This is a genomic window from Polynucleobacter sp. AM-25C3, from assembly GCF_018882335.1.
GTDB lineage: Bacteria > Pseudomonadota > Gammaproteobacteria > Burkholderiales > Burkholderiaceae > Polynucleobacter.
The window spans coordinates 45,633-72,176 of the sequence record NZ_JACVOS010000011.1 but is presented as its reverse complement, the minus strand read 5'-3'; the positions used below and the strand labels follow the sequence as shown (position 1 = coordinate 72,176).

The 26,544-nt window shown below is 46.7% G+C and carries 24 protein-coding genes, 2 tRNA genes and 1 riboswitch; of the genes, 11 read left to right on the top strand and 15 right to left on the bottom strand.

From position 1 onward, the window contains the following. Positions 1-136 precede the first annotated feature (136 nt). Positions 137-212, bottom strand: a tRNA-Asn gene (locus tag ICN12_RS08505). 21 nt (positions 213-233) lie between these two features. Here ICN12_RS08505 and thiD point away from each other — a divergent pair. The 3 genes from thiD to ICN12_RS08490 all read left to right on the top strand — a co-directional run bounded on the left by thiD (position 234) and on the right by ICN12_RS08490 (position 1,956). Further along, entirely contained in the window at positions 234-1,118 is an 885-nt protein-coding gene (gene thiD / locus ICN12_RS08500) for a bifunctional hydroxymethylpyrimidine kinase/phosphomethylpyrimidine kinase (protein ID WP_216272068.1), read from the top strand. Between the two features lie 116 nt (positions 1,119-1,234). Beyond that, entirely contained in the window at positions 1,235-1,579 is a 345-nt protein-coding gene (locus ICN12_RS08495; RefSeq protein WP_216272067.1) for a nucleotidyltransferase domain-containing protein, read from the top strand. Next, on the top strand, positions 1,576-1,956 hold the full coding sequence (locus ICN12_RS08490; protein WP_216272066.1) for a HEPN domain-containing protein: 381 nt from the start codon (positions 1,576-1,578) through the stop codon (positions 1,954-1,956). Before ICN12_RS08495 ends, ICN12_RS08490 begins: the two co-directional genes overlap by 4 nt. A gap of 28 nt (positions 1,957-1,984) precedes the next feature. On the opposite strand, the gene ICN12_RS08485 is transcribed toward ICN12_RS08490, so the two are convergent. The 9 genes from ICN12_RS08485 to ICN12_RS08445 form a co-directional block, all read right to left on the bottom strand. Further along, positions 1,985-2,911 carry a thiamine phosphate synthase gene (locus ICN12_RS08485; RefSeq protein ID WP_216272065.1) on the bottom strand — a complete coding sequence of 309 codons (927 nt, stop codon included), beginning with the start codon at positions 2,909-2,911 and terminating at the stop codon, positions 1,985-1,987. 12 nt (positions 2,912-2,923) lie between these two features. Next, complete coding sequence (locus tag ICN12_RS08480; protein WP_216272064.1) at positions 2,924-3,742, bottom strand: thiazole synthase; 819 nt, start codon at positions 3,740-3,742, stop codon at positions 2,924-2,926. Positions 3,743-3,787: 45 nt separating this feature from the next. After that, positions 3,788-3,985 carry a sulfur carrier protein ThiS gene (thiS, locus tag ICN12_RS08475; protein WP_216272063.1) on the bottom strand — a complete coding sequence of 66 codons (198 nt, stop codon included), beginning with the start codon at positions 3,983-3,985 and terminating at the stop codon, positions 3,788-3,790. Then, the gene (locus ICN12_RS08470) at positions 3,976-5,127 is read right to left on the bottom strand and encodes an FAD-dependent oxidoreductase (protein ID WP_216272062.1); all 1,152 of its coding nucleotides are present in this window, start codon (positions 5,125-5,127) and stop codon (positions 3,976-3,978) included. The genes thiS and ICN12_RS08470 overlap by 10 nt, the downstream gene beginning before the upstream one ends. Positions 5,128-5,159: 32 nt before the next feature. After that, on the bottom strand, positions 5,160-7,106 hold the full coding sequence (thiC, locus tag ICN12_RS08465; protein WP_518519186.1) for a phosphomethylpyrimidine synthase ThiC: 1,947 nt from the start codon (positions 7,104-7,106) through the stop codon (positions 5,160-5,162). Positions 7,107-7,140: 34 nt separating this feature from the next. Beyond that, positions 7,141-7,247: riboswitch (TPP riboswitch) on the bottom strand. Between the two features lie 66 nt (positions 7,248-7,313). Further along, the gene (locus ICN12_RS08460) at positions 7,314-8,171 is read right to left on the bottom strand and encodes an NUDIX hydrolase (RefSeq protein ID WP_255537769.1); all 858 of its coding nucleotides are present in this window, start codon (positions 8,169-8,171) and stop codon (positions 7,314-7,316) included. Between the two features lie 211 nt (positions 8,172-8,382). Continuing rightward, positions 8,383-8,457 (bottom strand) — tRNA-Arg (locus tag ICN12_RS08455). Between the two features lie 271 nt (positions 8,458-8,728). Further along, positions 8,729-9,961, bottom strand: coding sequence for an MFS transporter (locus ICN12_RS08450; protein WP_216272061.1), 1,233 nt, complete (start codon positions 9,959-9,961; stop codon positions 8,729-8,731). Positions 9,962-9,965: 4 nt separating this feature from the next. Beyond that, positions 9,966-11,186 (bottom strand): CaiB/BaiF CoA transferase family protein, encoded by a 1,221-nt coding sequence (locus ICN12_RS08445; protein WP_216272060.1) that lies wholly within the window; start codon positions 11,184-11,186, stop codon positions 9,966-9,968. 78 nt (positions 11,187-11,264) lie between these two features. On the opposite strand from ICN12_RS08445, the gene ICN12_RS08440 reads away from it, so the two are divergent. Next, a complete protein-coding gene (locus ICN12_RS08440; RefSeq protein WP_216272059.1) occupies positions 11,265-13,253 on the top strand; it encodes a DNA topoisomerase IV subunit B in 1,989 nt (662 codons plus the stop codon). 74 nt (positions 13,254-13,327) lie between these two features. Then, complete coding sequence (gene parC / locus ICN12_RS08435) at positions 13,328-15,700, top strand: DNA topoisomerase IV subunit A (protein WP_216862174.1); 2,373 nt, start codon at positions 13,328-13,330, stop codon at positions 15,698-15,700. Positions 15,701-15,772: 72 nt separating this feature from the next. Here the strand turns inward: parC and ICN12_RS08430 are convergent, their stop codons facing one another. Further along, a complete protein-coding gene (locus ICN12_RS08430) occupies positions 15,773-16,732 on the bottom strand; it encodes an XdhC family protein (RefSeq protein WP_216272058.1) in 960 nt (319 codons plus the stop codon). A gap of 64 nt (positions 16,733-16,796) precedes the next feature. On the opposite strand from ICN12_RS08430, the gene ICN12_RS08425 reads away from it, so the two are divergent. Next, a complete protein-coding gene (locus ICN12_RS08425; RefSeq protein WP_216272057.1) occupies positions 16,797-17,447 on the top strand; it encodes a nucleotidyltransferase family protein in 651 nt (216 codons plus the stop codon). 4 nt (positions 17,448-17,451) lie between these two features. Here ICN12_RS08425 and ICN12_RS08420 read toward each other — a convergent pair whose 3' ends face one another. The 3 genes from ICN12_RS08420 to ICN12_RS08410 form a co-directional block, all read right to left on the bottom strand. After that, positions 17,452-17,910, bottom strand: a complete 459-nt coding sequence (locus ICN12_RS08420; protein ID WP_216272056.1) for a RidA family protein — start codon at positions 17,908-17,910, stop codon at positions 17,452-17,454. 64 nt (positions 17,911-17,974) lie between these two features. Continuing rightward, the gene (locus ICN12_RS08415; RefSeq protein ID WP_216272055.1) at positions 17,975-19,150 is read right to left on the bottom strand and encodes a vWA domain-containing protein; all 1,176 of its coding nucleotides are present in this window, start codon (positions 19,148-19,150) and stop codon (positions 17,975-17,977) included. A gap of 23 nt (positions 19,151-19,173) precedes the next feature. After that, entirely contained in the window at positions 19,174-20,031 is an 858-nt protein-coding gene (locus tag ICN12_RS08410) for an AAA family ATPase (protein ID WP_216272054.1), read from the bottom strand. Positions 20,032-20,197: 166 nt separating this feature from the next. Here ICN12_RS08410 and ICN12_RS08405 point away from each other — a divergent pair, with 166 nt between their 5' ends. Both ICN12_RS08405 and ICN12_RS08400 read left to right on the top strand, forming a co-directional pair. After that, complete coding sequence (locus tag ICN12_RS08405) at positions 20,198-20,563, top strand: c-type cytochrome (protein ID WP_216272074.1); 366 nt, start codon at positions 20,198-20,200, stop codon at positions 20,561-20,563. A gap of 17 nt (positions 20,564-20,580) precedes the next feature. Then, positions 20,581-20,925, top strand: a complete 345-nt coding sequence (locus ICN12_RS08400; RefSeq protein WP_216272053.1) for a c-type cytochrome — start codon at positions 20,581-20,583, stop codon at positions 20,923-20,925. Between the two features lie 86 nt (positions 20,926-21,011). Here ICN12_RS08400 and ICN12_RS08395 read toward each other — a convergent pair whose 3' ends face one another. Beyond that, a complete protein-coding gene (locus ICN12_RS08395) occupies positions 21,012-21,650 on the bottom strand; it encodes a GntR family transcriptional regulator (protein ID WP_216272052.1) in 639 nt (212 codons plus the stop codon). Positions 21,651-21,746: 96 nt separating this feature from the next. On the opposite strand from ICN12_RS08395, the gene scpA reads away from it, so the two are divergent. Genes scpA through ICN12_RS08380 form a run of 3 tightly spaced genes read left to right on the top strand, consistent with a single transcriptional unit; the run spans position 21,747 to position 26,539 of the window. After that, on the top strand, positions 21,747-23,942 hold the full coding sequence (scpA, locus tag ICN12_RS08390; protein WP_216862170.1) for a methylmalonyl-CoA mutase: 2,196 nt from the start codon (positions 21,747-21,749) through the stop codon (positions 23,940-23,942). A 28-nt stretch (positions 23,943-23,970) separates the two neighbouring features. Beyond that, positions 23,971-24,996, top strand: a complete 1,026-nt coding sequence (gene meaB, locus ICN12_RS08385; protein ID WP_216272051.1) for a methylmalonyl Co-A mutase-associated GTPase MeaB — start codon at positions 23,971-23,973, stop codon at positions 24,994-24,996. Positions 24,997-25,006: 10 nt separating this feature from the next. After that, positions 25,007-26,539, top strand: a complete 1,533-nt coding sequence (locus tag ICN12_RS08380; protein ID WP_216272050.1) for an acyl-CoA carboxylase subunit beta — start codon at positions 25,007-25,009, stop codon at positions 26,537-26,539. The last annotated feature ends 5 nt before the right edge of the window (positions 26,540-26,544 follow it).

The following is a 26,544-nucleotide window of genomic DNA, read 5'->3' as shown; positions in this document are numbered from 1 at the left end:
ATATGGAGTCTTCTCGGGTACAGGCCCTAGAAAACCCATTTGGTCCCAAAGTATTGGGGATGTGATTGGTAAAGGTGTAAACCATGTGGTCGGTACCGGACGTAAAGCATGTGTCCGGTACGTACCGTACTGAATTTGGCTCCTCGACCTGGGCTCGAACCAGGGACCTACGGATTAACAGTCCGGCGCTCTACCAACTGAGCTATCGAGGAATAAGCCGATATTATAGCAAGATGAAATCATCTACTCCAAGTTCTGTACGGATCCCCAAAGTATTGACTATTGCCGGGTCCGATAGCGGTGGCGGCGCTGGCATCCAGGCAGACCTTAAAGTCATTACAGCCCTAGGTGGATATGGGATGTCGGTGATCACTGCAATCACTGCCCAGAACACTCTGGGTGTTAGCAGAATTCAGGATATTGACCTTGATATTGTTGAGGCTCAAATCGATGCGGTATTTATGGATATTGGGGTCGATATTGTCAAAATTGGCATGCTCGCCAGCCCAGAAATCGTCCGCACCGTTGCTTCGGCGCTCAAGCGTCATGGAGCCAAAAGAATTGTCCTGGATCCTGTCTTAAGAGCGACATCAGGCGCTAGCCTTGGGGGTGACGACACCGCCCAAGCCATCATTAAAGACTTATTTCCAATGGCCACTCTAGTGACGCCCAATTTAGAGGAGGCTTCCTTGTTATTGGGCCGAGAATTGCTTGGTCCTGAGGATTTCAAGGCAGCTGCTCAAGAGTTGCTCGATATGGGTCCACAAGCAGTGTTGATTAAGGGCGGTCATCTTGACGCTACCCATACTCAACTGACTGATTTTTTGATGTGGCGAACTATTGAGGATGGGCTGGAAGTCGTTCAGTCAAAAGAATTCAAACACTACCGCGTCAACACTGCCAACACCCATGGTACTGGGTGCTCGCTAGCTTCTGCCGTTGCAACTTATTTAGCCGATGGTCACGATCTTGCGCATGCGGTTGCTAAAGCAATTTCTTATGTAGAGGCAGGATTGGAGGCGGGGCGTTTTTTAAGTATCGGTGAAGGCCCGGGACCTTTGTGGCATATGCATGATTTTTATCCCACTGCATTGCCAGAAGAAGAGGGTAAATATTGAACTGGTTTGTGGGGTTATTGCATTTAATAATTGCGCAAATGCATGGTTTAACGGCTCTTTTGAAGGGCTATTGAAGCTAGATTGCCGTGAGTTAGATTTATTGAGGCAATCAAAGAATGCCTAATCAGTCTATTGATGCACTAACTAAACAAGCCACAACAGCTTTCATGGCAAAGCTCGCCCACCAATTTCAAATCTCTGGTGCGTTATTGTTTGGAAGTCGTGCTCGCTCTGACCATACCTCTGAAAGTGATGCTGATATTGCCGTGTTATTAAAGGGTAAACCAAAGAACTTTATAAAGACTAAATTTGCTATGGATGACATTGCCTATGAAGTTCTTTTAGATACCGGTATTCGTATTCAGCCATTGCCTATTTGGCAGAATGACTGGATGAACCCTGAGAATTATTCCAATCCTAGTCTTTTAAAGAATGTTCAGGCCGAAGGTATACCTCTTTGAATTCTAAAGAGCTTTTTACCAAGGCAAAGACAGCTGCCACTTCCGCTCAAATTCTATTGAATGCACGTGATTTTGATGGCGCATGTAATCGAGCCTACTATGCAATGTTTGATGCTGCTCGTGCCGCCCTATTATCAATTGGGGACGCCGACTCAGTATTAACGATTAAATCCCATTCAGGACTTATTTCAGCATTTAGTTTGAAGTTGGTTAAGGTCGGCAAGGTGTCTCTTGATTTAGGAAAGTCTTTAAATAAGGTAGAGGATCTTCGTTTGATGGATGACTACAAAGGGGATCTGGTTGAAGAGGCTGATGCTGCTTGGGCCGTTCAGCAAGCAACAATCTTTGTGGATAATTTGTCCAAGTCTTTTGAGTAGTGATAAGAATTTGTAATTTTGCGTAGCCCTAAGTTTTCATGAGCTCTTGCAGTCGCTTGACTGCAGCCTTCGGATCACTGGCGCCATTGATTGCTCTTACTACTGCTACAGAGCCAACCCCACTTTGTGCCACCGCATGAATACTACTTGCATCGATTCCGCCAATAGCAACTAAAGGATAGTGACTCATGAGCTGTGCATATTTGTATAGACGACCTAAACCTTGTGGTGCCGTTTCCATCTTCTTTAGATTGGTTGGAAAGATAGCGCCCATGGCGATGTAGCTAGGACAAAAACGATCTGCATACACCATCTCGGCATAGCCATGGGTACTCAAGCCAAGACGCAAGCCTTCGGATCGAATAACATCCAAATCTGCCGTTTCTAAATCTTCTTGGCCTAAGTGCACGCCGTAAGCTCCAGCATGAATAGCCTCTTGCCAATAGTCATTAATAAAGAGCAGGGTCTTGCTGTCCTTTACTGCCGCAACCGACTGCTTGATTTGATTCCGAATGAGCCTTTTATCGTCAGACTTCAAGCGCAGTTGTACCGTTGGCACTTCGGCATCGACCATGCGCTTTACCCAATCCGCATCGGGCATCACCGCATATAAACCTAAGCGCTTTGGGCACTCCGCAAACGCATTGGGGTTCATATTACGAGTCCAGGGGAGGAGGTCAAAATGCTCGGGCCTAGATGGCCATTTAAATGGATTAAATCCACCATCTTGATGCACCATGCGGGACCATGCCTTGCCTAATACTTTTGCATCACATTCAATAAAGCCCATCGAGATGGCTGCAACCATGCCAGCTAATTCGTAATGATCTACCGCATGTTCATTATCAATTTGAGGTGGTGGTGATGCCATGCTAAATGCTGGAATCGGAATGCATAAATCATCTTTGCTGTGGGCGGCAATAATTTGATCTGCCAGGTCGCGAACTAAGCTCATCAGTTTTATTCTTTAACTTTGATGCCAAAAAGGGGTGCCAACCAGCGGGGTGCTAGCTTGAGCGGATTGTTGTGCTTGCATGGCGCCAGAAAGATAGGCGGTACGACCAGCATCTACTGCCATCGCAAATGCTTTGGCCATGGCAACAGGATCATCAGCCAAGGCAACTGCGGTATTGAGCAAAACGCCATCAAAGCCCCATTCCATCACAGCGCACGCATGTGAGGGTAGACCCAAGCCAGCATCGACCAAGAGTGGAACCTGTAAGCGATCACGTAACAGTTTTAAAGCGTAGGGATTAAGTGGGCCTTGGCCTGTTCCAATGGGCGCAGCCCAAGGCATCACCGCTTGGCAACCTACATCTACTAAACGCTGACACAAGATGAGATCTTCAGTGCAGTAAGGCAATACCTTAAAACCATCCCTAATTAACGTTTCTGCTGTGGAAACCAAGCGTAAGGTATCGGGTTGCAAGGTGTAGTCATCGCCAATGAGCTCTAACTTAATCCAGCTCGTTTCAAATACTTCCCTAGCCATTTGAGCAGTCGCAATCACTTCTTTAGGGCTGTGACAGCCAGCGGTATTGGGCAGGACAGGCACCGCCATTTTCTTTAAAAGATCCCAAAAACCAGAGTGCGCTTCTGCTGTAGAAGTGCCTTGCCTACGCAGGCTGACGGTAATCATGCCGGGGTTAGATTGCTTTACGGCATTCTCTAAAACCTGAGGGGATGGGTAACGTGATGTCCCGAGTAATAAACGGCTAGCAAAGGTCTCCCCATACAGCACCAATAGGTCTGCAGTATTCAAAGGATTAGGTAAGGGTGCTGTCATGTTAATCAAGTACTTTTATCTATTTTTCTTTTATTTATCGCTGGATTAGCCGCCAGTAACTGGTGCAATCACTTCCATCTCATCACCATCATGCAAAACTTCTTCTGCATGCCTGGTCTTGGGAACGAATTCATAATTAATGGCAACGGCAAAGGGCGGCTTGGCATCAATGAGTAGAAGCACATCATCAATTGTGCTGTTATCAGGAACTTGCATCTCCATTTGATTGACGATTACGCGCATGTAGTGGTCTCTTGTGTTGCTAGATGCCCATTAACCGATAGCCCCAAATCGTTTGCGATGTTGCTACTGCCAGTACTAATGAGCTCCAATGCGCAATCCAAAATTGCGGGGGAGATCATAAAACCATGGCGATACAGTCCGTTAATCATCATCAGTCCAGCTTTGCCTGAGGATTGCTCAATATAAATCTCAGGCAGATTGTCTTTTAGTGTTGGGCGACATTGTGTAGCCATCTCCAAAATGCGCGCTTCAGCAAAACCGCTATGAACGGTATAAATGGCGCTGAGTAATTCCATCGCAGAGCGCAGACTCATGGGGGAGAGATCTTCAGATTCAATCTCCGTGGCACCAACTACGTACACATCATCTTCTTTTGGCGCGATATAAATCGGATAGCGCGGATGGATCAAGCGAGTAGGGCGACGTAGTTTTACTTCAGGTGCATGCAGACGAATGACTTCACCACGCACACCACGCAAATCTTTGGTGGAATCGCCAGCACGCCTCCAGGAATCTTTGGCACCTAAACCACGGCAATCAATTACCCAATCAAACTGTTGATTTTTGCGCAGTTCTTCTGGCTCGATGGCTTGATGCCAATGACAGTGCACTTTCATCAGGCTTAACTCAACTAGAAGAGCCTCAAGCAGTTGGCGATTATCCAATTGACCTTCATTAGGGAGATAAAGTCCTTGAGTAAAACGGTCAGCAACACCAGGCTCGATTTCTGCGAGAGACTTGCTATCCAAATGTTGTGGCTTTGATAGTGCTGTATTGCGCTCACAATTACTTTCGAGGTGAGAGGCAAAGCGTTCTGCATCACTGGCATCTTGGCGATGCCATAAAATCAAAGTGCCGTCTTGCTGAAAATAGACCGGTTTAGCCAATTCACTAATGATTTGCTTCCAGCGAGGCAGGCTATGTATGCCCATCCGTACCACATTATCCTCAGTAATGGCAGACTCCGCCAACGGAGCCAACATCGCTGCGGCAATACGAGCGGGCGATTCCAAGGCATCTGGACCACCTTTTTCAAATAGCTCGACCTGTGCACCACGCTTGGCAAGCGCAACCGCCACCAACCGACCCATGAGGCCGGCGCCAACGATAGCGTATTTGCCTTTTGCGAAAGAGCAACTCATCTTAATCAATCGTTTTCAATTATGAATTTGGCTTACTGATAAATCTCGCTACCGCGCTTGCGGAACTCAGCAGACATTTCTTCCATGCCTTTTGCTGGATCTGTTGATGCTTCTGCGGTAATTGGGATCACTTTAGTTACTTTTGGGTTGCCATCTGCATCCAATGTTGCCGCGTAATCACGTACTTCTTGAGTGATTTTCATCGAGCAGAACTTCGGCCCACACATCGAGCAGAAATGCGCAATCTTGGCGCCTTCTGCGGGCAAAGTGGCATCGTGATATTCACGAGCGCGCTCAGGGTCTAAGCCAAGATTAAATTGGTCTTCCCAACGGAACTCGAAACGCGCTTTAGATAAAGCATTATCGCGTACTTGAGCGCCCGGTAAACCTTTAGCCAAGTCTGCACCATGGGCTGCAATCTTATAAGTGATGATGCCGGTACGCACATCTTCCTTATCAGGCAAACCTAAATGCTCTTTTGGTGTGACATAGCAAAGCATGGCTGTTCCGTACCAACCAATTTGTGCCGCACCGATACCACTGGTGATATGGTCATAACCAGGAGCAATGTCTGTGATCAATGGTCCAAGGGTATAAAACGGTGCTTCTAAGCAGTGTTTTAATTCCTCGGTCATGTTTTCTTCAATGCGTTGCATTGGCACGTGACCAGGACCTTCAATCATGACTTGAACATCATGCTTCCAGGCTTTCGCTGTTAATTCACCAAGAGTGTGGAGTTCACCAAACTGAGCGGCATCATTAGAGTCTGCGATGCAACCAGGGCGCAAGCCATCACCCAGGCTAAATGACACGTCATAGGCTTTCATGATCTCGCAGATCTCATCAAACTTTGTGTAAAGGAAGTTTTCTTTATGGTGAGCTAAGCACCACTTGGCCATGATGGAGCCACCGCGAGACACAATGCCAGTGATGCGGTCAGCCGTTAAAGGAACATAGCGCAGTAATACACCTGCATGAATGGTGAAGTAATCCACACCTTGTTCAGCTTGCTCTACCAAGGTATCGCGGAACATTTCCCAGGTGAGGTCTTCTGCAATACCGCCGGTCTTATCGAGCGCTTGATAGATCGGAACGGTACCAATTGGTACTGGTGAGTTGCGAATAATCCACTCACGGGTTTCATGAATATGCTTGCCAGTTGAAAGGTCCATGATGGTGTCTGCACCCCAACGAATCGACCACACCATTTTTTCTACTTCTTCATTAATCGATGAGGTCACAGCAGAGTTACCGAGGTTGCCGTTAATCTTCACGCGGAAGTTACGGCCAATAATCATTGGCTCTAGTTCTGGGTGATTGATGTTCGCTGGGATGATGGCGCGACCAGCAGCAATTTCTGAGCGGACGAATTCACCAGTAACAATGTCAGGCAGATTGGCGCCATAACTCTTACCGGGATGTTGCTTGAGTAATTGCTTGTATTCGGGATTCTTGCGTAATTGCTCAAGGCCCATGGACTCACGCAAAGCAACGTATTCCATTTCAGGAGTCACGATCCCTTGGCGGGCGTAATGCATCTGACTAACATTATTGCCAGCTCTAGCAACGCGTGGAGGGTTGATGTGAGCAAAACGGAGGCTTTGAGTTGCTTCATCTTTTGAGCGTGCAACACCATACTCAGAAGATGGGCCTGCTAATTGTTCTGTATCACCGCGCTCTTCAATCCAGTTTTTGCGCAGTAATGGCAAACCTTTTTCAAGGTTGATCACAATATCGGGATCGCTGTAAGGCCCAGAGGTGTCATAAACTGGTACAGGAGGATTTGCCACCATCTCTTCACCAACACGAGTTGGCAGTTGCTCAATCATCCGAATCGGCGCCTTGATATCTGGACGCGATCCTTCTAAATAGGTTTTAGTAGATGCGGGATAGGCAAACTTTTGACCGAAGTCACGCTCCAAGCTCTTTAAGCTTGGAATCTCTTGTTTAGATTTATTTTTGGTGTCGCTCATGTCCATCTCCTGACTTAATTTAGATGGACGAAACCGGGTGACGGTCTGATGGAAAACTCCCCACGCCAGCATTACCTGGATCGGGTTATAGGGTCTTTCTCAGCGCCTCGTAGCTAAATTCACTAGAGGGCACCCCTGTTTCATCCTTAGGGCTAATTTAACCACGAATTGGCTTTGAGCTGGATGATCAAAATCAAGACACCAGGTAAAGGGTCAGACTGAGATGGCCTTGGTATTACGCAAAATGAAATCCGCCGTCACAAAGGCGGCATCACTAGTGAACTCGTCAGCCAAAATGCGGGCTGCAGCTTCTGAAAGCGAGATTTCAATAAAACCACTCACTTCGCCATCATGATTGGTGGGGATAAAGTTCTCGGCAAGCTCCAAATCATAGATATAGAGCTGCTCATCATGAAAACCTCTTCCTGGAATCGGGCGGCGCATATGAATGCGGCCCACGGGCTCGATTTGATCGGCGATCTGGGGTGGAACACCAGCCTCTTCCCAAAGTTCACGTCGGGCGTTCACCCAGGGGGTTTCATCGGCCCCAATACCGCCAGCAGCAAGATTATCGAGCCTGCCAGGATCAGTGGCCTTGGTTTCGCTGCGACGTCCAAGCCAGAGATTGCCGGCTTTGGTATAGCCATTGATATGGCTTGCCATACTCTGAAAGCCAAAAGTCCGAAATGCAGAACGCTCCAAACGGAAGTATTCATGGCCATTTTGGTCAATCCAAGCGAAATCTTCGTGCCGCCAGCCGGGGATAAAGCCGCCCTGATGCATGCGATCCGCTAATTTAGCCAGACTTTCCGACAGCGATAAAGGTTTGGCATTGTGGATAGTCAGTCTATCGTGACCCATCTCCAGATGAGAAATTGGGTTTTTTGCCAAGGATTCTTGTAAATAGGGGATGAAATCTGGATTCAGATGCCCAATGACCTGCCCAGACCTGGTGCCACCCAAAAAATGAATGGGTAAATACTCTTGAGGCGTAGATCTTGCTGTGTTCTGAAGCATCTCCTCGAGAGCGGCGAGGGTGCTAGTAGTGAGCATATTAGTGAGCTTGTGCATGCCCTAAGTGTAAGAGAAATTGAAAATGGCAAAAAAGTGGCCTGAAAATCAAGAAGCGATTTTGAATTGTCAACAGATCTTTACTGAATTTTTTGTCAGAGACGGATGCTCATAATTTAAGCAAGCTAGATCACTCTATACAAATCTACGACTTACGAAAACTTTTCGGTATTTATCCACACAGATTGTGGATAAGTTTTTTATTTTGGAGTGGTCCCGCCGACAGGAATCGAACCTGTATCCCACGCTTAGGAGGCATGTGCACTATCCATTGTGCTACGGCGAGAAAAAATAAAAGTAAAAATAAATACTCAAAGCAACATCTACATCAAATAAGTACCAAGCGCATTTCTAAAAATAGTGGTAAGCGAAAACATTATCAACGCATCTGCAACACATTCACAATCTACCATCCACACATGGCCCAAACTTGATTTGTAATTGCAACCATCGTCTCAGGTGCGAAGTATGCTGTAAAAATTGTCCCCAACACTACTGCCACCAATAAATAGATGAAAGCCTTCTTGATGGAAATGCTTATCGTTTTCTCAAACATCTTAGATAGTCGCGACGCGATGAATTGCGCGCTCTTTAACTGGTAGGTTGACTAAGAATGCAAACACACCTAAGGCAATGGCGATATTCCAAACAATCAAATAGGAACCGGTGCGATCAAATAAATAACCACCAAAATAAGCGCCGCAAAAGCTTCCTAGTTGATGCGAGAAGAACACTAGACCAGAAAGCATTGTGAGGTATTTCACGCCAAAGATCTGCGCCACAATCGCATTGGTCAAGGGGATAGTGGAAAGCCACAAAAAGCCCATGATTGCCGCGAAGATGTAGGTAGTAGTAGGGCTGAGAGGGAGCCAGATAAAGCCCATGATGGCGATGGATCTGAGGATATAGATGCCTGATAGCAGGTAACGTTTAGGAAAGCGTTGGCCCAGTATTCCGGCGCTATAGGTTCCAAAGATATTGAATAGCCCAATTAAAGCAAGTGCAGTGGTTGCCACTACAGGCGCGCCAACATCAGGATAAATCTTGGACAAATCTTTCAGGTAGGGTGCTAAATGCACTGCAATAAACACCACCTGAAATCCACATACAAAATAACCCAAAGTGAGCAATCTAAAACTCGGATTGCCCATCGCCTCTTTTATTGCCTCTTTGATTGTTTGATTGCTGCCTTGATGCGTGCTCGTGAGATTGGGTTCGCGCAACATAAATGCAATTGGAATCATCAAGCTAGCCATGAGGGCTAACATGAGAAGAGCATTATTAGCCCCAAAGTTTGTGAGTAAACCTTGCTCAACAGGAATCATGAGGAACTGCCCAAATGATCCGGCAGCTGCAGTAATGCCCATTGCCCATACACGTTTATCGGCAGAAACATTGCGCCCTAATATTCCATACACCACGCTGTAAGTGGTTGCGGTTTGCGCAAGACCAATTAGTAAACCGCCTGCCAGGGAAAAGTTCAGGGCATCTGTAGAGAGAGCCATACCAGCCAAACCGAGTGCATAAAGCATGCCACCAGCCACCATGATTTTGAGTGCGCCATAGCGATCTGCTAATGCTCCTGTGATCGGTTGAACTGCGCCCCAAATCAGATTTTGCAATGCAATCGTCAGAGCAAAAGTTTCACGTCCCCAACCATTGGCAGAGGTAATGGGAAGATTAAATAATCCAAATCCATGTCTTATTCCCATGGAAAAGGTCACCATCAAGCCGCCAAAAATCAGCACTTGTTTTAGCGATAACTTTTGGCTCGAATTACTTGTAGACATGGGGCTAAATAATGCCTTTTTCCTGAAGGGCGGCAATTGCCTGCGGATCAAGGTTTAAACGCTCTTTCAGAATTTCATGAGTATGTTGGCCTAGCGTTGGTGGTGCCAAACGCACATCTACAGGGGTTTCGGATAGCCGCATAGGGCTTGCAACCAGTTTCATGCTGCCTGCTGTTGGGTGAGGAACCTCAATTTGAACGCCCCGCGCCTTTACTTGCTCGTTATCAAAGACTTCCTCAAAGTTATTGATAGGGCCGCAAGGTACATTGGCTGCTTCTAAAAGGGTGATCCATTCAGCCTTTGTTTTGCGACGCGTCATCACTTCTAGCAATGGAATCAATGACTTGCGGTGCTCAACCCGCTGGGGATTGCTGAGGTAAAGAGGGTTCACGGCTAAATGCGCCTCACCGCCAGCGGTAACAAAATGCCCAAATTGACCATCATTACCAACCGCGACAATCATCCAGCCATCTAATGTGGGGAAGGTTTGGTAGGGAACAATGATGGGTGAGGCATTACCCCAGCGACGTGGAACCTTGTCAGAGCACAAATAGGCACTAGAAACGTTAGCCATCACTGCAATTTGGGTATCTAGCAGTGCCATATCAATATATTGACCTTGGCCAGTTTGATCTCGGTGAACCACGGCGGCCAAAATGGCAGTGCTGGCGTACATGCCTGTAAAGATATCGGCAATCGCCACGCCAGCCTTTTGTGGACTAGCTCCTGGAAAGTCATCGGCTTCACCGGTAACACTCATAAAGCCACCCATACCCTGGATGATGAAGTCATAGCCAGGGCGGTGAGCGTAGGGCCCATCCTGCCCAAAGCCAGTAATTGAACAATAAATGAGATCCGATTTAACTTTTTTCAGATTTTCGTAATCTAGGCCGTACTTAGCCAAATCCCCAACTTTGTAGTTTTCAATGACTACATCGGACTCTTTAGCGAGTTGGCGAATGATTTCTTGACCCTCAGGCTTGCTGATATCGACTGTAATTGAGCGTTTATTGCGATTAATGCAGATGAAATACGCTGTTTCAGCGGTTTCATTGCCTTGGGTATCCTTAACAAAAGGAGGGCCCCAATGCCGCGTATCGTCCCCAACGCCTGGACGCTCGACTTTAATGACATCTGCCCCCAGATCGGCTAGATTTTGTGTGCACCACGGTCCGGCAAGCACACGGCTGAGGTCTAAAACGCGAATATGACTTAAGGCTCCCATCCAGCGATTTTGGCATGAATATAGGGGTAATTCAGGAAAATTCAGGATTTCCCTCAGACATGACTACAATTTGCGCGCATGGCTACTCGTAAAACTTCCGAATACAGCGAATCATCGATTCAAGTCCTCAAAGGGCTAGAACCCGTCCGTCAAAGGCCGGGAATGTACACCCGCACTGATAACCCCTTACACATCATTCAGGAGGTGTTGGATAACGCTTCTGATGAGGCTTTGGGTGGATTTGGTAAGCAAATTATTGTGACTTTGCATACCGACAGCAGTGTGAGCGTGGAAGATGACGGGCGTGGAATCCCCGTAGGAATGCATCCTACTGAGAAGCTGCCAGTTGTAGAGATCGTCTTTACCCAGCTCCATGCGGGCGGTAAGTTTGAAAAAGGCTCTGGCGGTGCTTATGCCTTTTCTGGTGGTTTGCACGGTGTTGGCGTCTCCGTCACCAATGCATTATCGAAACGCTTAGAGGTAACGGTATGGCGTGAAGGGCAAGTTTCTACGTTGACCTTTGCTGACGGCAAAGTCATCGAAAAGCTCAAAACCAGCGCTGCTGGTAAAGAAGATAAGTCGCACGGTACTCGGGTACGTGCATGGCCAGATGGTAAATATTTTGATAGTCCTGGTATTCCGATGCCAGAACTCATTCGCTTGTTACGCTCTAAAGCAGTCTTGCTGCCGGGCGTCAAAGTTACCCTGATTCAAGAAAAGTCTGGTGAAAGTCAGACTTGGCAATACGCCCAAGGTTTGCGTGGCTATTTAAATGAAGCGATGGCCCAAGCGGGTCATGGCGCAGAAGTGATACCCCCATTTGAAGGTGAGCAATACGCCACCGGCAATGGTGATGATGACTCCTTTGCTGAGGGCGAAGGTGCCGTTTGGGTGGTTACTTGGACAGAAGATGGCGCTCCAGTGCGCGAGAGTTATGTGAACTTGATTCCAACTCCAGCGGGCGGAACCCACGAAAGCGGATTGCGTGAAGGCCTCTTTAATGCTGTCAAAGGTTTTATTGAGATGCATGCCTTGCAACCGAAGGGCGTGAAATTGATGCCTGAAGACGTCTTTGCCCGAGCATCCTTTATTCTGTCTGCCAAGGTGTTGGATCCTCAGTTCCAAGGTCAAATTAAAGAGCGCTTGAATTCTAGGGATGCGGTGCGTTTGGTTTCTGGATACGCTAAATCTGCATTAGAACTTTGGCTTAATGAGCATGTGGATTACGGCCGAAAACTGGCTGACTTGGTAATTAAGCAAGCCCAAGCGAGAACACGTGCAGGTCAAAAGGTCGAGAAGAAAAAATCTTCTGGAGTTGCCGTTCTGCCTGGAAAGCTGACGGATTGTGAGAGCGAAGATATTGCCCTTAATGAAATCTTCCTTGTTGAGGGTGATTCAGCAGGTGGATCAGCCAAGATGGGCCGCAATAAAGAATATCAAGCAATCTTGCCGCTGCGCGGTAAGGTTCTGAATACATGGGAAGCAGAGCGCGATCGCTTGTTTGCCAATAACGAAGTACATGACATTGCTGTAGCAATTGGCGTGGATCCGCACGGTGCCAATGACACCCCTGATTTATCTAATTTGCGTTACGGCAAAGTTTGCATCTTGTCCGATGCGGACGTCGATGGCGCGCATATTCAAGTATTGCTACTCACTTTGTTTTATAAACATTTCCCCAGGTTAATTGAGTTGGGTCATATTCATATTTCTAGACCGCCGCTGTTCAGGGTGGATGCACCAGCACGCGGTAAAAAGCCAGCACAAAAAATCTATGCCCTTGATGCTAATGAGCTGCAAGCGATTGAAGATAAGTTACGTAAAGATGGCGTAAAAGAATCGGCCTGGCAAATCTCCCGCTTTAAAGGTTTGGGGGAAATGAGCGCGGAGCAATTATGGGATACCACCCTCAATCCAGACACCCGTCGCTTACTACCAGTAACTCTCGGTGCCTGGACAGAAGATGAAACGATTAAAACAATGGACATGTTGATGGGTAAATCAGAATCCGGGGCGCGTCGTGATTGGCTGGAAGAGCGCGGTAACGAGGTGGAGGCAGATATCTAATGGCGATTAAAAAAACTCCAGGTGATATTGGCGCTGCTGACCAAGCAGATTTGTTTGCTGCTGAGCCAATTGAAATGAATATTGTTGAGGTAGATGCAGTTGCGGCACCGAAAGCAGGTGGCCCTAAGGATCCTCACGATCCAAAAATAGTCGAACTCAATGAAGATGACAAGGACAGCTTAACGTTGGCAGTCTATGCAGAGCGTGCTTACCTTGATTACGCAATCAGCGTAGTGAAGGGCCGTGCATTGCCCGATGTATCGGACGGTCAAAAGCCGGTACAACGTCGCATCCTGTTCTCCATGAGTGAAATGGGATTACGAGCTGATGCAAAACCAGTCAAGAGTGCTCGTGTTGTGGGTGATGTACTCGGTAAATTCCATCCGCACGGTGACCAGTCAGCTTACGACGCTTTAGTGCGTCTTGCACAGAGCTTTTCATTGCGTTATCCGCTGATCGATGGTCAGGGTAACTTCGGTTCACGTGATGGTGATGGCGCAGCAGCAATGCGTTACACGGAAGCACGTTTAACGAAGATTGCCGGCTTGTTACTAAGCGAAATTGATGAGGGAACGGTAGATTTTGCGCCGAACTATGATGGATCTTTTCAAGAGCCTAAGTTATTGCCAGCACGCTTACCTTTCGTTCTGTTGAATGGTGCATCGGGTATTGCTGTTGGTATGGCTACTGAGATTCCTTCACATAATTTACGTGAAGTCGCTAGCGCTGCAATTGCATTGATGAAGTCTCCAAAAATGAGTACTTCAGAGCTGCTTGAAATCATTCCTGGCCCAGACTATCCAGGTGGCGGTCAAATTATTTCTTCTCCAGCAGAAATCGCACAGATCTATGAAGCAGGTCGCGGCAGTCTTAAAGTGCGTGCCCGCTGGTCCGTTGAAGAATTGGCTCGTGGCCAATGGCAAATTGTGGTCAATGAGTTGCCACCTTCCACTTCATCTCAGCGTGTCTTGCAAGAAATTGAAGAGATCACCAATCCTAAGGTCAAAGTTGGCAAGAAGACTTTAACTCCGGAACAAAGCAATCTGAAGTCCACCATCTTGAATGTGCTCGACGGTGTTCGTGATGAATCCAGTAAAGATGCGGCTGTGCGTTTGGTATTTGAGCCTAAGAGTAAAAATATTGATGTCAATGAGTTCGCTAACTTATTACTAGCCCATACCTCATTGGAGTCCAATGCGCCAATGAACTTGGTGATGATTGGCACTGATGGTCGCCCACGTCAAAAAGGCTTAAAAGAGATTATTTCTGAGTGGATTTCTTTTAGGGTCGGGACTGTTACACGCCGTACTCAGCACCGCTTAGGAAAAGTAAATGACCGTATGCATATTTTGGAAGGGCGCTTAATCGTTCTTCTGAATATTGATAAGGTCATTAAGATCATTCGCAATAGCGACGAGCCTAAGGCAGACCTCATTAAAGAGTTCAAGCTGAGTGATCGTCAAGCGGAAGATATTTTAGATATTCGCTTGCGTCAGTTGGCCCGCCTAGAAGGCATCAAGATTGAGCAAGAGTTGAAAGAACTCAAAACTGAGCGTGATGACCTTGAGGGTTTGTTGCAAAGCGATGCCGTTCTTCGTAAACGCATCATCAAAGAAATTGAATCCGATATGAAGGATTTTGGCGATGACCGCCGTACCTTGATTCAGGAAGATAAGCGCGCCGTTGCAGAAACTAAAGTATTGGATGAACCAGTAACGGTCATCGTGTCTCAAAAAGGGTGGGTGCGCGTTCGCCAAGGCCACGAGCATGATGCAACCCAGTTTGGCTTCAAGGCCGGTGATGCGCTGTACGGTACATTTGAATGCCGCACGGTAGATGTCATACAGGGCTTCGGTAGCGATGGTCGTGTCTATACCGTGCCGGTAAGCGAATTACCTGGCGCCCGTGGTGATGGTTCACCTTTAACTAGTTTTGTGAATCTAGCGGCAGGTTCGCAAATGGTTGCGTATTACGCTGGTCAGTCTGATGATTTAGTCTTGATTTCCACTAGATCAGGCAATGGTTTCCTGGCAAACGTGGCCGATATGACTACCCGCAACAAGGCAGGTAAGTCATTCGTTGGTATTGATAGCAAATTCCCAGGTGGCGATGCGCCCCTCGGTGCTGCAAAGGTCACTGCTGGCATGAAACAAGTGGCCTGCCTCTCCGAAGGTTCTAAGTTATTGGTATTCCCATTAGATGAACTCAAACGTCTGCCTACTGGCGGTAAGGGTGTGATCTTGATGGGCTTGGACGATAAAGAGAAGCTTGCATCTGCCATTGCGGTTAGTGCTGAGGGTGCTACGTATTCTGGTGCTGGTCGTGCAGGTAAACCAACGGAACTAAGTCTCGATGCCAAGACCTTAAAGTCGTTTGCTGGCAATCGCGCTCGCAAGGGTCACTTTGTTGAGCCACGACTCAAAGATGGCAAGCTCAAAGCGAATTAACTAACTCGCTGTAGATGTAGTAATAAGGCAAACAAAAAACCCGATCGGTAACTTGATCGGGTTTTTCTTTATCTAGCTTTTCTTGGGGACGGGAACGCCGTACTTAACAGCGATGACTTCTGCCAAGATCGATATGGCGATTTCAGGTGGGGTCAAAGCCCCGATAAATAAGCCAACAGGACCATGCAGTCGATCCACTTGTTCTTGCGTCACATCAAAAGCAAGCAAGCGGGATTTGCGTTTCTGAGTATTTGCTCTGCTTCCCAATGCGCCGACATAAAAAGCGGGGGACTTTAATGCCTCCATGAGTGCCATGTCATCGAGTTTGGGGTCATGGGTCAAAGCAAGCACTGCCGTATGAGAATCTACGCCAATTTCCAAAAGCACGTCATCTGGCATGCCTTTGATGAACTGAATATGCTCACGATTAATGCCTTCGGCATATTCTTCTCGTGGATCAATCACAATCACCTCAAAGTCTGATGCCAGCGCAAAGTCAGCCGTATAAAGCGATAGTTGTCCCGCGCCAATAATCACCATGCGCCAACGCGGACCATAAGTGGTTTTCATGAACTGATCATCACAAATAAAAGCTGCATTACGGCTACCGGACTCCAGCGTCGATTTTCCGGTACTTAAACTCACTGTACGGGAGCTTATTTGGTGATTGGTGATGGAGCTCAGAATCGCTTCTAAGATAGTTAACTCGGGTTTGGGTTCGACCAGCAAGCGCAAGGTTCCACCACAAGGTAAGCCAAAGCGAGCTGCCTCTTGTTGACTCACACCATATACCACCATCTCTGGCGTATTTTGAATCAGGATTTCAGTTCTCACTCGCCGTATCAGATCGTCCTCAACACATCCGCCCGAAACAGACCCCGTTACCTGTCCATCACCCCGAATCGCCAACCAAGAACCTATAGGTCGTGGTGCGGAGCCCCATGTTTGGACTACGGTAGCGATCGCCACTTGATGGCCGGCTTTGAGCCAATCTACCGCAGCTTTTAAGACGCTTAAATCAGTGCTATTCATTTCTTGTCTTCGATATTTTTGTATTTATTATTTTTTTAGTGCCAATGTAATTATTATCACTCTAATGACCAGTTCCAGCCCATCAACTGAAATCTCGAAATTACGCCTAGCTGTTTTATTGCTGGCTGCGGGTGAAGGCAGTCGCCTAGGTTCGCAACCCAAAGCCTTGCTTCATAAAGATGGCCTGTCTCTTTTAGAGCGATTTTCAAAGGCAATCCAAAGATTTAGCCCCGTTGAATGTCTGGCTGTAACGGGTTTTCATGCGGTGGCAATTGAGTCTGAGATTGAGGCAATCAACACCTCTTTAGCTTACCCCATCAAATCAGCTCGGAATTTAACTCCAGAAGTGGGGCAAACCTCATCAGTTCGCTTGGGTCTTGAGTCACTTCAGTCGGAATTTGATGTTTTATTGGTGGCGCTATCCGATCAGCCTGAGATTGGCGCACAAGAGATCCAAGAATTACTAGAAGAGTTTTCTATTCGAAATTCTGGTGAAGAAATTATCTTGCCGATCGTGAGTGGCCAGCGTGGTAACCCTGTATTGTTTTCAAAAAAAGCGGTACAAGAGGTTTTGCTTATACCCAGAATGGTTTGCCGTGCCTACATGGATGCCCACCCGGAAAAGGTGCGAAGCATGAATACCGCCAATCAGGCATTTGTCTTGGATGTCGATACGCCGGAGGACATCCAAAAATACAAATTAAGCTGGGGCTAGATTCTTAAATTTCTGCAATAAGCTCGATTTCAACGCAGGCGCCTAAGGGTATTTGCGCAACGCCAAATGCACTTCTGGCATGCATGCCAGCCTCGCCAAATACCTCAAACAGTAATTCTGAACAGCCGTTAACGACCAAGTGTTGTTCGGTAAATTCAGCAGTGGAGTTGACTAAGCCCATGACTTTGACGATGCGCTTTACTTTATCGAGCGAGCCTAAGTGATTCTGTAGTGTGGCAATCAAATCAATCGCGATGGACTTTGCAGCGGCCTTACCTGTTTCTGTATCCATATCTAAACCCAGCTTACCTACCCAAGGTTTACCATCTTTTTTTGCAATATGGCCAGATAGAAAAACGGTATTGCCAGTAGTAGCGGCCATAACATACGCAGCGGCAGGGGGACCTGGTAGAGGCAAATCAATTCCAAGGGTTTTCAGACGATCGCAAATATGGTTTGTCATAGTGTTTAAATTAAAAAGGATTGAAGTGGAATAAAAATATTGAGGATGAGTAAATCTTACTTTATTACTTTGAAAGTTGACGCATAGCGTTCTCGAGGCCATTCAAAGTCACAGGGTACATACGGTCTTTCATCAAACCCTGCATGATGTCAATTGATTGGCGATATTGCCAAATTGATTCAGGCTCTGGGTTTAGCCATACAAAGTGAGGGAAGTGCTCAATGAGGCGATTAATCCAAGAGGCCCCAGTCTCGCGGTTGTTGTACTCAACCGATCCATTGGTGCTGAGAATTTCATATGGAGACATGGTGGCGTCTCCAATGAAAATCAGCTTGTAGTCGGACCCATACTTATTGATGATGTCTTGGGTTGCGGTGACTTGATCTCGCCGGCGGCGATTGCTTTGCCACAAGTGCTCATAAACACAGTTATGAAAGTAGTAATACTCAAGATGCTTGAATTCTGTTTTGACGGCAGTAAACAGCTCGGAGATACGTTGAATGTGATCATCCATCGACCCACCTACATCCATTAATAGCAGGACCTTCACTTGATTATGGCGCTCAGGTCGCATTTGAATATCGAGCATGCCGGCATTGGCAGCAGTGGAGTGGATGGTCTTATCTAGATCTAACTCCAAGCTAGAACCCTCTCTAGCAAAACGACGCAAACGACGTAACGCTATTTTGATATTGCGTGTTCCTAGGCTGAGATCGCTGTCATAGTCTTTAAATTCCCGAGCTTCCCACACTTTAATGGCTGTTCGATTGCCGGCACTCTCGCCACCAATCCGAATACCTTCTGGGTGGTAGCCACTGTGACCGAATGGCGATGAGCCGCCAGCGCCAATCCATTTATTACCTCCGCCATGCCATTCTTTTTGCTCCTTCATGAGCTCTTGCAGACGTTTTTGCAATTCCTGGGGTCCACCCAATTTCTTGAGTGCCGCCTTTTCCTCGTCGGTTAATACGCGCTGCAACTTTTTTTCGAGCCAATCAAGCGGGATGTCTGGTGCGAGGGCGATGATTTGTTCAACGCCCTTGAAATAAGCGCCAAAGACCTGATCGAAGCGATCAAAGTGCTGCTCATCCTTTACTAGGGTCATGCGGGCCAATTGGTAGAACTCATCTATCGAAGGCTCAATGACGCCTTCTTTTAATGCTTCGAGCAAAGTTAAAAATTCCCGTACCGATACAGGAACTTTTGCTTCTTTTAAATTAAGGAAGAATTGAATCAGCATGACTCAGTCTTTATCGCTTGAGATCAGCGGTGATTGCGATTCATCATGACTAAGCGTTCAAATAAGTGAATATCTTGTTCATTCTTTAGAAGCGCGCCATGCAATGGCGGAATGGATATTTTTTCTTCACCGCTGTAGAGTGTCTCAGCGGGAATATCCTCGGCTAACAATAGCTTTAACCAATCAATTAATTCAGAAGTGGATGGTTTCTTCTTTAGCCCAGGCAATGATCTGATTTGGTAAAAGGACTTGAGAGCAGCTTCGAGCAATTCGTGTTTGATATTGGGGTGATGAACATCAACAATACTTTGCATGGTTCCTGCATCAGGAAATGAGATGTAATGAAAAAAGCAACGACGCAAGAATGCATCTGGTAATTCTTTTTCATTATTGGAGGTAATGATCACGAGAGGGCGATGCTTGGCTTTGATGAGCTCTCTTGTTTCATATACGTAGAATTCCATGCGATCAATTTCTCGCAAGAGGTCATTCGGAAATTCAATATCCGCTTTATCAATTTCATCAATTAATAGCACTACGGGTTCATCAGCCTCAAATGCTTGCCAAAGAACACCTTTAACAATGTAATTACGAATGTCATTTACTTTGGCGTCACCTAACTGGGAGTCTCTTAAGCGACTCACGGCATCGTATTCATAAAGACCTTGTTGAGCTTTGGTGGTCGACTTAATATGCCATTGCATTAAAGGCATATTCAGGGCTGCGGCCACTTCTTCGGCCAGCATGGTTTTGCCAGTTCCAGGCTCGCCTTTAATCAACAAAGGGCGCTGGAGTTGAATCGCGGCATTGACTGCGAGTTTGAGGTCGTCTGTGGCTACATAGCTCTGTGAGCCATCAAAACGGGATTTAGTCTTTGTCATCGGTGCGAGCAATCAATTTGTCATTAAATAGCGTTCAAGTATAGGTAAAAGGGCTGGTATTTTCAGTGTTTTCACTGATTTCAGCGTCTGAAGTGGAGGATCTCTGCCTGTCTCCGCTATACTCTCTCCAAATTGATCTAAATCAAACTCGTTAATGATGATTTCCATGAAAAAACACCTCATTCTTTCCCAAATGGCTCTTTGTGCTACTTTGGCTTTTGCTGGTTTTGCCGCTCAAGCTCAAGATGTCAAAGGCTCTGCTCAGGCTGGACAAGGCAAGGTATGGCTTTGCATTGGTTGCCATTCCATTCCTGACTACCGTGCTGACTATCCTTTAGTTTATAAAGTGCCGATGTTGGGTGGCCAGAACGCCGCTTACATCGCTAGCTCTTTAGCCGCTTACAAGAAGGGCGAAAGAAAGCATCCAACGATGCGTTCAATTGCTGCCAGCTTGTCTGATCAAGACATGGCTGATCTTGGCGAATACTATGCTGTGCAAACTGCCAGCTCACCAAATAACCCATTGAAGTGATATTTAGAGGCATGTTTATGAAATTCGCACTAATTACCGCCATTTTGTTATCTAGCATCGGCGTAGCTCATGCTGCTAGCGCTGATAAAGGTCAGGCACTTGTTGAGAAGGCTAATTGCGCTTCTTGCCATGGAGCAGGCTTAAATACCCCAATCTTGCCCGCTTATCCAAAATTAGCTGGTCAGTATTCTGATTACCTCTACTACGCTCTGAAGGCATATAAGGTAGGCAATGGAAATGCGCAATACGGCCGCAATAATGCTGTGATGGGCTCCCAAGTTCAGACATTCACCGATGCTGATATGCACGATATCGCTGCTTATATCGCAACTTTGCCAGGAAATTTCGTAGTTAAGAAGTAATTTCAACTACCTTAAACTATTGCATTAAAGGCTTAGCTTAATCAGCTAAGCCTTTGTTTTTTATGGATTATCAGTTAATCCGCTGATTACTTAACTGCTTCAAGCCCGCGAGCTAGGTGCTTTCGCATAGCAGTCTCAGCTGCCAGGGGATCTCTTTTCAGGATGGCCTGGAGAATCTCCCGATGCTCAATAAGTGAGCTCAATAATCGTCCACCCCGACTTAATGAATCGCGTCTTTGGAGCTTTAATACCTTGCGTAAGTCAGCAATCACGCCATTCATCCATTTATTACCGGCGATTTCTTGTATCAAATCATGAAATTTGACATTAATTTCAAAGAATTGCTCTGTATCGCGGTCTGCAGCAGCCTTTTCTAGGCGGTGGTGCAGGTTATCTAATAGCGTTAACTGCGCCTCAGTTGCCTTCAGGGCGGTTTCTTTGGCTGCTTGTCCTTCTAGGAGGGAGAGTACGGTAAAGATTTGCTCTAAATCCCGTCTATCTACCTCAGTAACATAGGCGCCTTTATTCATTTTGGTCGTTACTAGGCCCTCAGAGGCCAAAACCTTGATGGCTTCCCGCATGGGCGTACGGCTAATACCAAAGGCAATAGCCAGATTTTGTTCATCTAGCCAGCTACCTGGAGCCAATTCATGGGAAAAGATTTGCTCACGCAGTCGTTCTGCAACGTCTTCGTATAGAGGTCTGTTAATTAGTTTTGCATTCATAATTATGTATACAGTATCTAGACAAATAAAAAAAAGTCAAGCAAAATGATCCTACAAATTTAGTAACAATGTAATAAAGCCAACCGGGAGTGCTTTATGAGTACAAGTGAAAAGAAGTCTGCATCGAATTCATCTAATACTTGGCCTAATGTGCCAGACAGTAATTTAGATGCATGGAAAAAATCAGCCCAAAAGTCGGCGCCCAATGGCGATGTCGATAAATTAGGTTGGAAAACACCCGATGGAATTCATATTAAGGCTTTGTATACCGCCGAAGATATTGAAGGTCTGCAATACACACATTCGTTGCCGGGCTTTGAGCCATTTGTACGTGGACCGCAAGCAACAATGTATTCAGTGCGCCCATGGACCATTCGTCAGTACGCAGGTTTTTCAACTGCAGAAGAATCGAACGCCTTTTATCGCAAAGCACTTGATGCAGGCGGTCAAGGGGTGTCTGTTGCATTCGACTTAGCAACGCATCGCGGCTATGACTCTGATCATCCGCGTGTTACTGGTGACGTTGGTAAAGCTGGTGTCGCAATTGATTCAGTAGAAGATATGAAAATTTTGTTCGATGGCATTCCATTGGATAAAGTCTCTGTATCGATGACGATGAATGGTGCAGTGTTGCCAGTATTGGCTGGATACATTGTTGCTGGTGAAGAGCAGGGCGTGAAACAAGAGTTGTTATCAGGAACTATTCAGAACGATATTCTGAAAGAGTTCATGGTGCGCAATACTTACATCTATCCACCGGAGCCTTCTATGCGCATCATCGGTGACATCATTGAGTACACCGCCAAGCATATGCCGAAATTTAACTCGATCTCGATTTCGGGTTATCACATGCAAGAGGCTGGTGCTAACCAAGTTCTTGAACTGGCATTTACATTGGCTGACGGTAAAGAGTATGTAAAAACTGCCCTTGCTAAAGGCTTGGATGTAGATGGCTTCGCTGGTCGCTTATCTTTCTTCTTTGCAATTGGTATGAACTTCTACTTAGAGGTTGCCAAGCTGCGCGCTGCAAGACTCTTGTGGTGGCGCATCATGAAGTCTTTCGAGCCAAAGAATCCAAAGTCATTGATGTTGCGCACACACTGCCAAACATCAGGCTGGTCTTTAACTGAGCAAGACCCCTATAACAACGTAGTACGAACTACTGTAGAAGCAATGGCCGCGGTATTTGGCGGTACACAATCTTTGCATACGAATTCATTTGATGAGGCAATTGCTTTGCCATCGGAGTTCTCTAGCCGTATTGCCCGTAATACCCAATTGATTTTGCAAGAAGAAACCCATATCACTAGCGTGATCGATCCATGGGCTGGCTCTTACATGATGGAAAACCTCACGCAAGAGATGGCAGATAAAGCTTGGGAAATCATCCAAGAAGTTGATGCTATGGGTGGTATGACCAAGGCTGTTGAAAGTGGTTGGGCTAAGTTAAAGATTGAAGCCGCAGCTGCAGAGAAGCAGGCCAAGATTGACTCTGGTTCTGATGTGATCGTTGGTGTCAATAAATACAAGCTCGGCAAAGAAGATTTGGTCGATGTTTTGATGATTGACAACGATAAGGTTCGCGAGAGCCAAGTTGCTCGCTTGAAAAATATCAAAGCAAAGCGCGACTCTAAAAAAGTAGAAGCTGCGCTAGAGGCATTAACTAAGGCCGCAGAAGACAACACTGGTAATTTGCTAGAGTTAGCTGTTCAAGCGATTCGCTTGCGCGCTACGGTAGGTGAAGTGTCCGATGCATTAGAAAAAGTTTACGGGCGCCATCGCGCCGATACTCAAAAGGTGACCGGTGTGTATGCAGCTGCTTATGACTCAGCAGAAGGCTGGGAGAAATTGAAAGTAGAAATCGCTGATTTTGCAAAAGACTTCGGTCGTCGACCACGCGTGATGATTGCGAAGCTCGGTCAAGATGGCCATGATCGTGGCGCCAAGGTAGTTGCTACTGCTTTTGCCGATTTAGGCTTTGACGTGGATATTGGACCTTTGTTCCAAACTCCGGAAGAGTGCGCTCGCCAAGCAATTGAGAATGACGTTCATGCCTTGGGTATCTCTACATTGGCCGCTGGTCATAAGACTTTGGTGCCAGCCATCATTGCCGAGCTGAAGAAACAGGGTTCTGACGACATCATCGTATTCGTTGGCGGAGTTATTCCAAGACAAGATTACGACTTCTTGTATGAGGCTGGTGTAAAGGGCATTTATGGCCCAGGTACACCGATCCCGGCTTCTGCAAAGGATGTACTTGAGCAGATTCGCAAGTCTGCTAAGCCTCAGTAATTAGAGAACAAGCGAAGAGCCCATCAGCATGCTGAACTCCGTAGACCAAGCTTTGGTGAATGATTTAACTGGTGCGCCCTCATCGGCGCAGCGGCGTGCTTTAGCCAAGATCATTACCTTGCTCGAATCTACGCGTATGGATCATCGTAAGCGTGCAGATGAGGTGCTCAATACCTTATTGCCAAAGACAGGTAAATCCTTTCGTCTTGGGATTTCTGGAGTGCCTGGTGTTGGTAAATCCACTTTAATTGAAACCCTTGGCCTAGATCTCATTGAAAAAGGCCATCGTGTTGCTGTTCTCGCGATCGATCCATCTTCCAGTCTGTCTGGCGGCTCCATTCTGGGTGACAAGACTCGCATGGAGAGGTTATCGGTATTGGATAACGCATTTATTCGACCAAGCCCATCATCCTGCACCTTGGGTGGCGTAGCTGAGAAAACGCGAGAAGCCATGTTGGTTGCTGAAGCCGCTGGGTTTGACATTGTGATCGTCGAAACGGTTGGCGTTGGTCAAAGCGAAATTGCGGTTGCCGGTATGACAGATATGTTCTTGCTGTTGCAGTTGCCCAATGCTGGCGATGATCTTCAGGCGATTAAAAAAGGCGTCATGGAAATCGCTGATCTGATTGTTATTAACAAAGTGGATATCGATCCTGATGCCGCGTTGCGAGCACAATTATTTATCACGAGTTCACTACGATTATTGGGCTTCCAAGGAAATCCTGATCACGCTTCGCACGATCAAGAGTATTGGCATCCCACCGTCATGACTTTAAGTGCATTAGAGGGTAATGGCGTACCTGAGTTGTGGGAAAAAATCCTGCATTTTCAAAAACTACAAAATGCCAATGGCAAATTACAAGCTCGCCGTAAGCAGCAATCGGGTGCTTGGATGTGGGATCGAATTGATGCAGGCCTTAAAAATGCTTTTCAGAATCACCCAGCAGTACAAACACTTTTACCCGGCTTAAGTTACGAGGTAAATCAAGGAACCATGGCCGCTTCTGTTGCTGCGAGACGTTTGCTCGAGGCAATGGGGCACGAATTTTTCTAAGGGAGTAGTTATGAAGGAAATCATTCAACAGCTTGAAGCAAAGCGTGAACTTGCCAGATTAGGTGGCGGGCAAAAGCGTATTGCTGCTCAGCATTCCAAAGGCAAGTTGACCGCACGTGAGCGTATTGAGCTCTTGTTAGATGCGGGCACTTTTGAAGAGTGGGATATGTTTGTAGAGCATCGCTGCCACGACTTTGGCATGGCTGATCAAACAGTCCCGGGCGATGGCGTGGTTACTGGTTACGGCATGATTAACGGCCGTTTGGTGTTTGTATTTTCACAAGACTTTACTGTCTTAGGCGGCTCACTTTCCGAAGCGCATGCTGAGAAGATTTGCAAGATCATGGATCAAGCGCTCAAAGTAGGTGCTCCTGTTATTGGTCTGAATGACTCCGGTGGTGCACGTATTCAAGAGGGCGTAGCCTCTTTGGGCGGCTATGCAGAAATCTTCCAGCGCAATGTGACTGCGTCTGGTGTGATTCCGCAGATTTCTTTGATCATGGGACCATCAGCTGGTGGTGCCGTGTATTCACCGGCGCTCACGGACTTCATTTTCATGGTGAAAGATAGTTCATACATGTTTGTGACCGGACCAGAAGTGGTGAAGACCGTGACTCATGAAGATGTGACGGCTGAAGAGTTGGGTGGCGCTGTAACTCATTCCACTATCTCAGGCGTTTGTGATTTGGCTTTTGATAACGATGTAGATGCCATCATGATGCTCCGTCGTTTCTTTAACTACCTCCCCTTATCGAATCGCGAGAAACCGCCGATGATTAATGGGGCGATGCGTACTGAAGAGCCGGATTTCTCATTAGATACCTTGGTTCCAAGCAATCCCAATCAACCTTACGATATGAAAGAGTTGATTGAGAAGATTGTGGATGATGGCGAGTTCTTTGAGTTGCAACCTGACTACGCTAAAAACATCCTTATTGGTTTTGCAAGGATGGAAGGTCGCTCGATTGGTATCGTAGCCAATCAGCCATTGATTTTGGCGGGTTGCTTGGATATCAAGGCATCAATTAAAGCTGCACGTTTCGTTCGATTCTGTGATGCCTTCAATATCCCTGTCGTTACCTTAGTTGATGTGCCTGGATTTATGCCTGGCACCTCACAAGAGTACGGCGGCATCATTAAGCATGGTGCGAAGTTGCTCTACGCCTATGCGGATTGCACTGTACCTAAGGTGACGCTGATTACTCGTAAAGCCTACGGTGGAGCTTATGACGTGATGGCTTCTAAGCATTTACGTGGTGACGTGAACTTTGCTTGGCCTTCAGCAGAAATCGCTGTAATGGGGCCTAAGGGTGCTGTTGAAATTATCTTCCGCGAAGAGAAATCTGATCCAGAGAAAATCACTGCGCGTGAAGCGGAGTACAAGGCTAAATTTGCGAACCCGTTTGTGGCAGGTCGTCGCGGCTACATTGACGATGTTATCTTGCCACATGAAACCCGCAAGCGCATCTCACGCTCTTTGGCAATGCTCAAAGATAAAGAGCTCACAAACCCACCGCGTAAACACGGCAATATTCCCCTTTAAGGCGC

Coding starts and splice junctions, on each gene's coding strand:
- parC (WP_216862174.1), top strand. CDS start 13,328: ATGAATATTGTTGAGGTAGATGCAGTTGCGGCACCGAAAGCAGGTGGC.
- ICN12_RS08430 (WP_216272058.1), bottom strand. CDS start 16,732: ATGAATAGCACTGATTTAAGCGTCTTAAAAGCTGCGGTAGATTGGCTC.
- ICN12_RS08395 (WP_216272052.1), bottom strand. CDS start 21,650: ATGAATGCAAAACTAATTAACAGACCTCTATACGAAGACGTTGCAGAA.
- ICN12_RS08470 (WP_216272062.1), bottom strand. CDS start 5,127: ATGAGTTGCTCTTTCGCAAAAGGCAAATACGCTATCGTTGGCGCCGGC.
- ICN12_RS08400 (WP_216272053.1), top strand. CDS start 20,581: ATGAAATTCGCACTAATTACCGCCATTTTGTTATCTAGCATCGGCGTA.
- meaB (WP_216272051.1), top strand. CDS start 23,971: ATGCTGAACTCCGTAGACCAAGCTTTGGTGAATGATTTAACTGGTGCG.
- ICN12_RS08480 (WP_216272064.1), bottom strand. CDS start 3,742: ATGACAGCACCCTTACCTAATCCTTTGAATACTGCAGACCTATTGGTG.
- ICN12_RS08425 (WP_216272057.1), top strand. CDS start 16,797: ATGACCAGTTCCAGCCCATCAACTGAAATCTCGAAATTACGCCTAGCT.
- ICN12_RS08445 (WP_216272060.1), bottom strand. CDS start 11,186: ATGGGAGCCTTAAGTCATATTCGCGTTTTAGACCTCAGCCGTGTGCTT.
- thiD (WP_216272068.1), top strand. CDS start 234: ATGAAATCATCTACTCCAAGTTCTGTACGGATCCCCAAAGTATTGACT.
- ICN12_RS08460 (WP_255537769.1), bottom strand. CDS start 8,171: ATGCACAAGCTCACTAATATGCTCACTACTAGCACCCTCGCCGCTCTC.
- scpA (WP_216862170.1), top strand. CDS start 21,747: ATGAGTACAAGTGAAAAGAAGTCTGCATCGAATTCATCTAATACTTGG.
- thiS (WP_216272063.1), bottom strand. CDS start 3,985: ATGCGCGTAATCGTCAATCAAATGGAGATGCAAGTTCCTGATAACAGC.
- ICN12_RS08485 (WP_216272065.1), bottom strand. CDS start 2,911: ATGAGCTTAGTTCGCGACCTGGCAGATCAAATTATTGCCGCCCACAGC.
- thiC (WP_518519186.1), bottom strand. CDS start 7,106: ATGGACATGAGCGACACCAAAAATAAATCTAAACAAGAGATTCCAAGC.
- ICN12_RS08450 (WP_216272061.1), bottom strand. CDS start 9,961: ATGTCTACAAGTAATTCGAGCCAAAAGTTATCGCTAAAACAAGTGCTG.
- ICN12_RS08440 (WP_216272059.1), top strand. CDS start 11,265: ATGGCTACTCGTAAAACTTCCGAATACAGCGAATCATCGATTCAAGTC.
- ICN12_RS08410 (WP_216272054.1), bottom strand. CDS start 20,031: ATGACAAAGACTAAATCCCGTTTTGATGGCTCACAGAGCTATGTAGCC.
- ICN12_RS08420 (WP_216272056.1), bottom strand. CDS start 17,910: ATGACAAACCATATTTGCGATCGTCTGAAAACCCTTGGAATTGATTTG.
- ICN12_RS08405 (WP_216272074.1), top strand. CDS start 20,198: ATGAAAAAACACCTCATTCTTTCCCAAATGGCTCTTTGTGCTACTTTG.
- ICN12_RS08380 (WP_216272050.1), top strand. CDS start 25,007: ATGAAGGAAATCATTCAACAGCTTGAAGCAAAGCGTGAACTTGCCAGA.
- ICN12_RS08495 (WP_216272067.1), top strand. CDS start 1,235: ATGCCTAATCAGTCTATTGATGCACTAACTAAACAAGCCACAACAGCT.
- ICN12_RS08415 (WP_216272055.1), bottom strand. CDS start 19,150: ATGCTGATTCAATTCTTCCTTAATTTAAAAGAAGCAAAAGTTCCTGTA.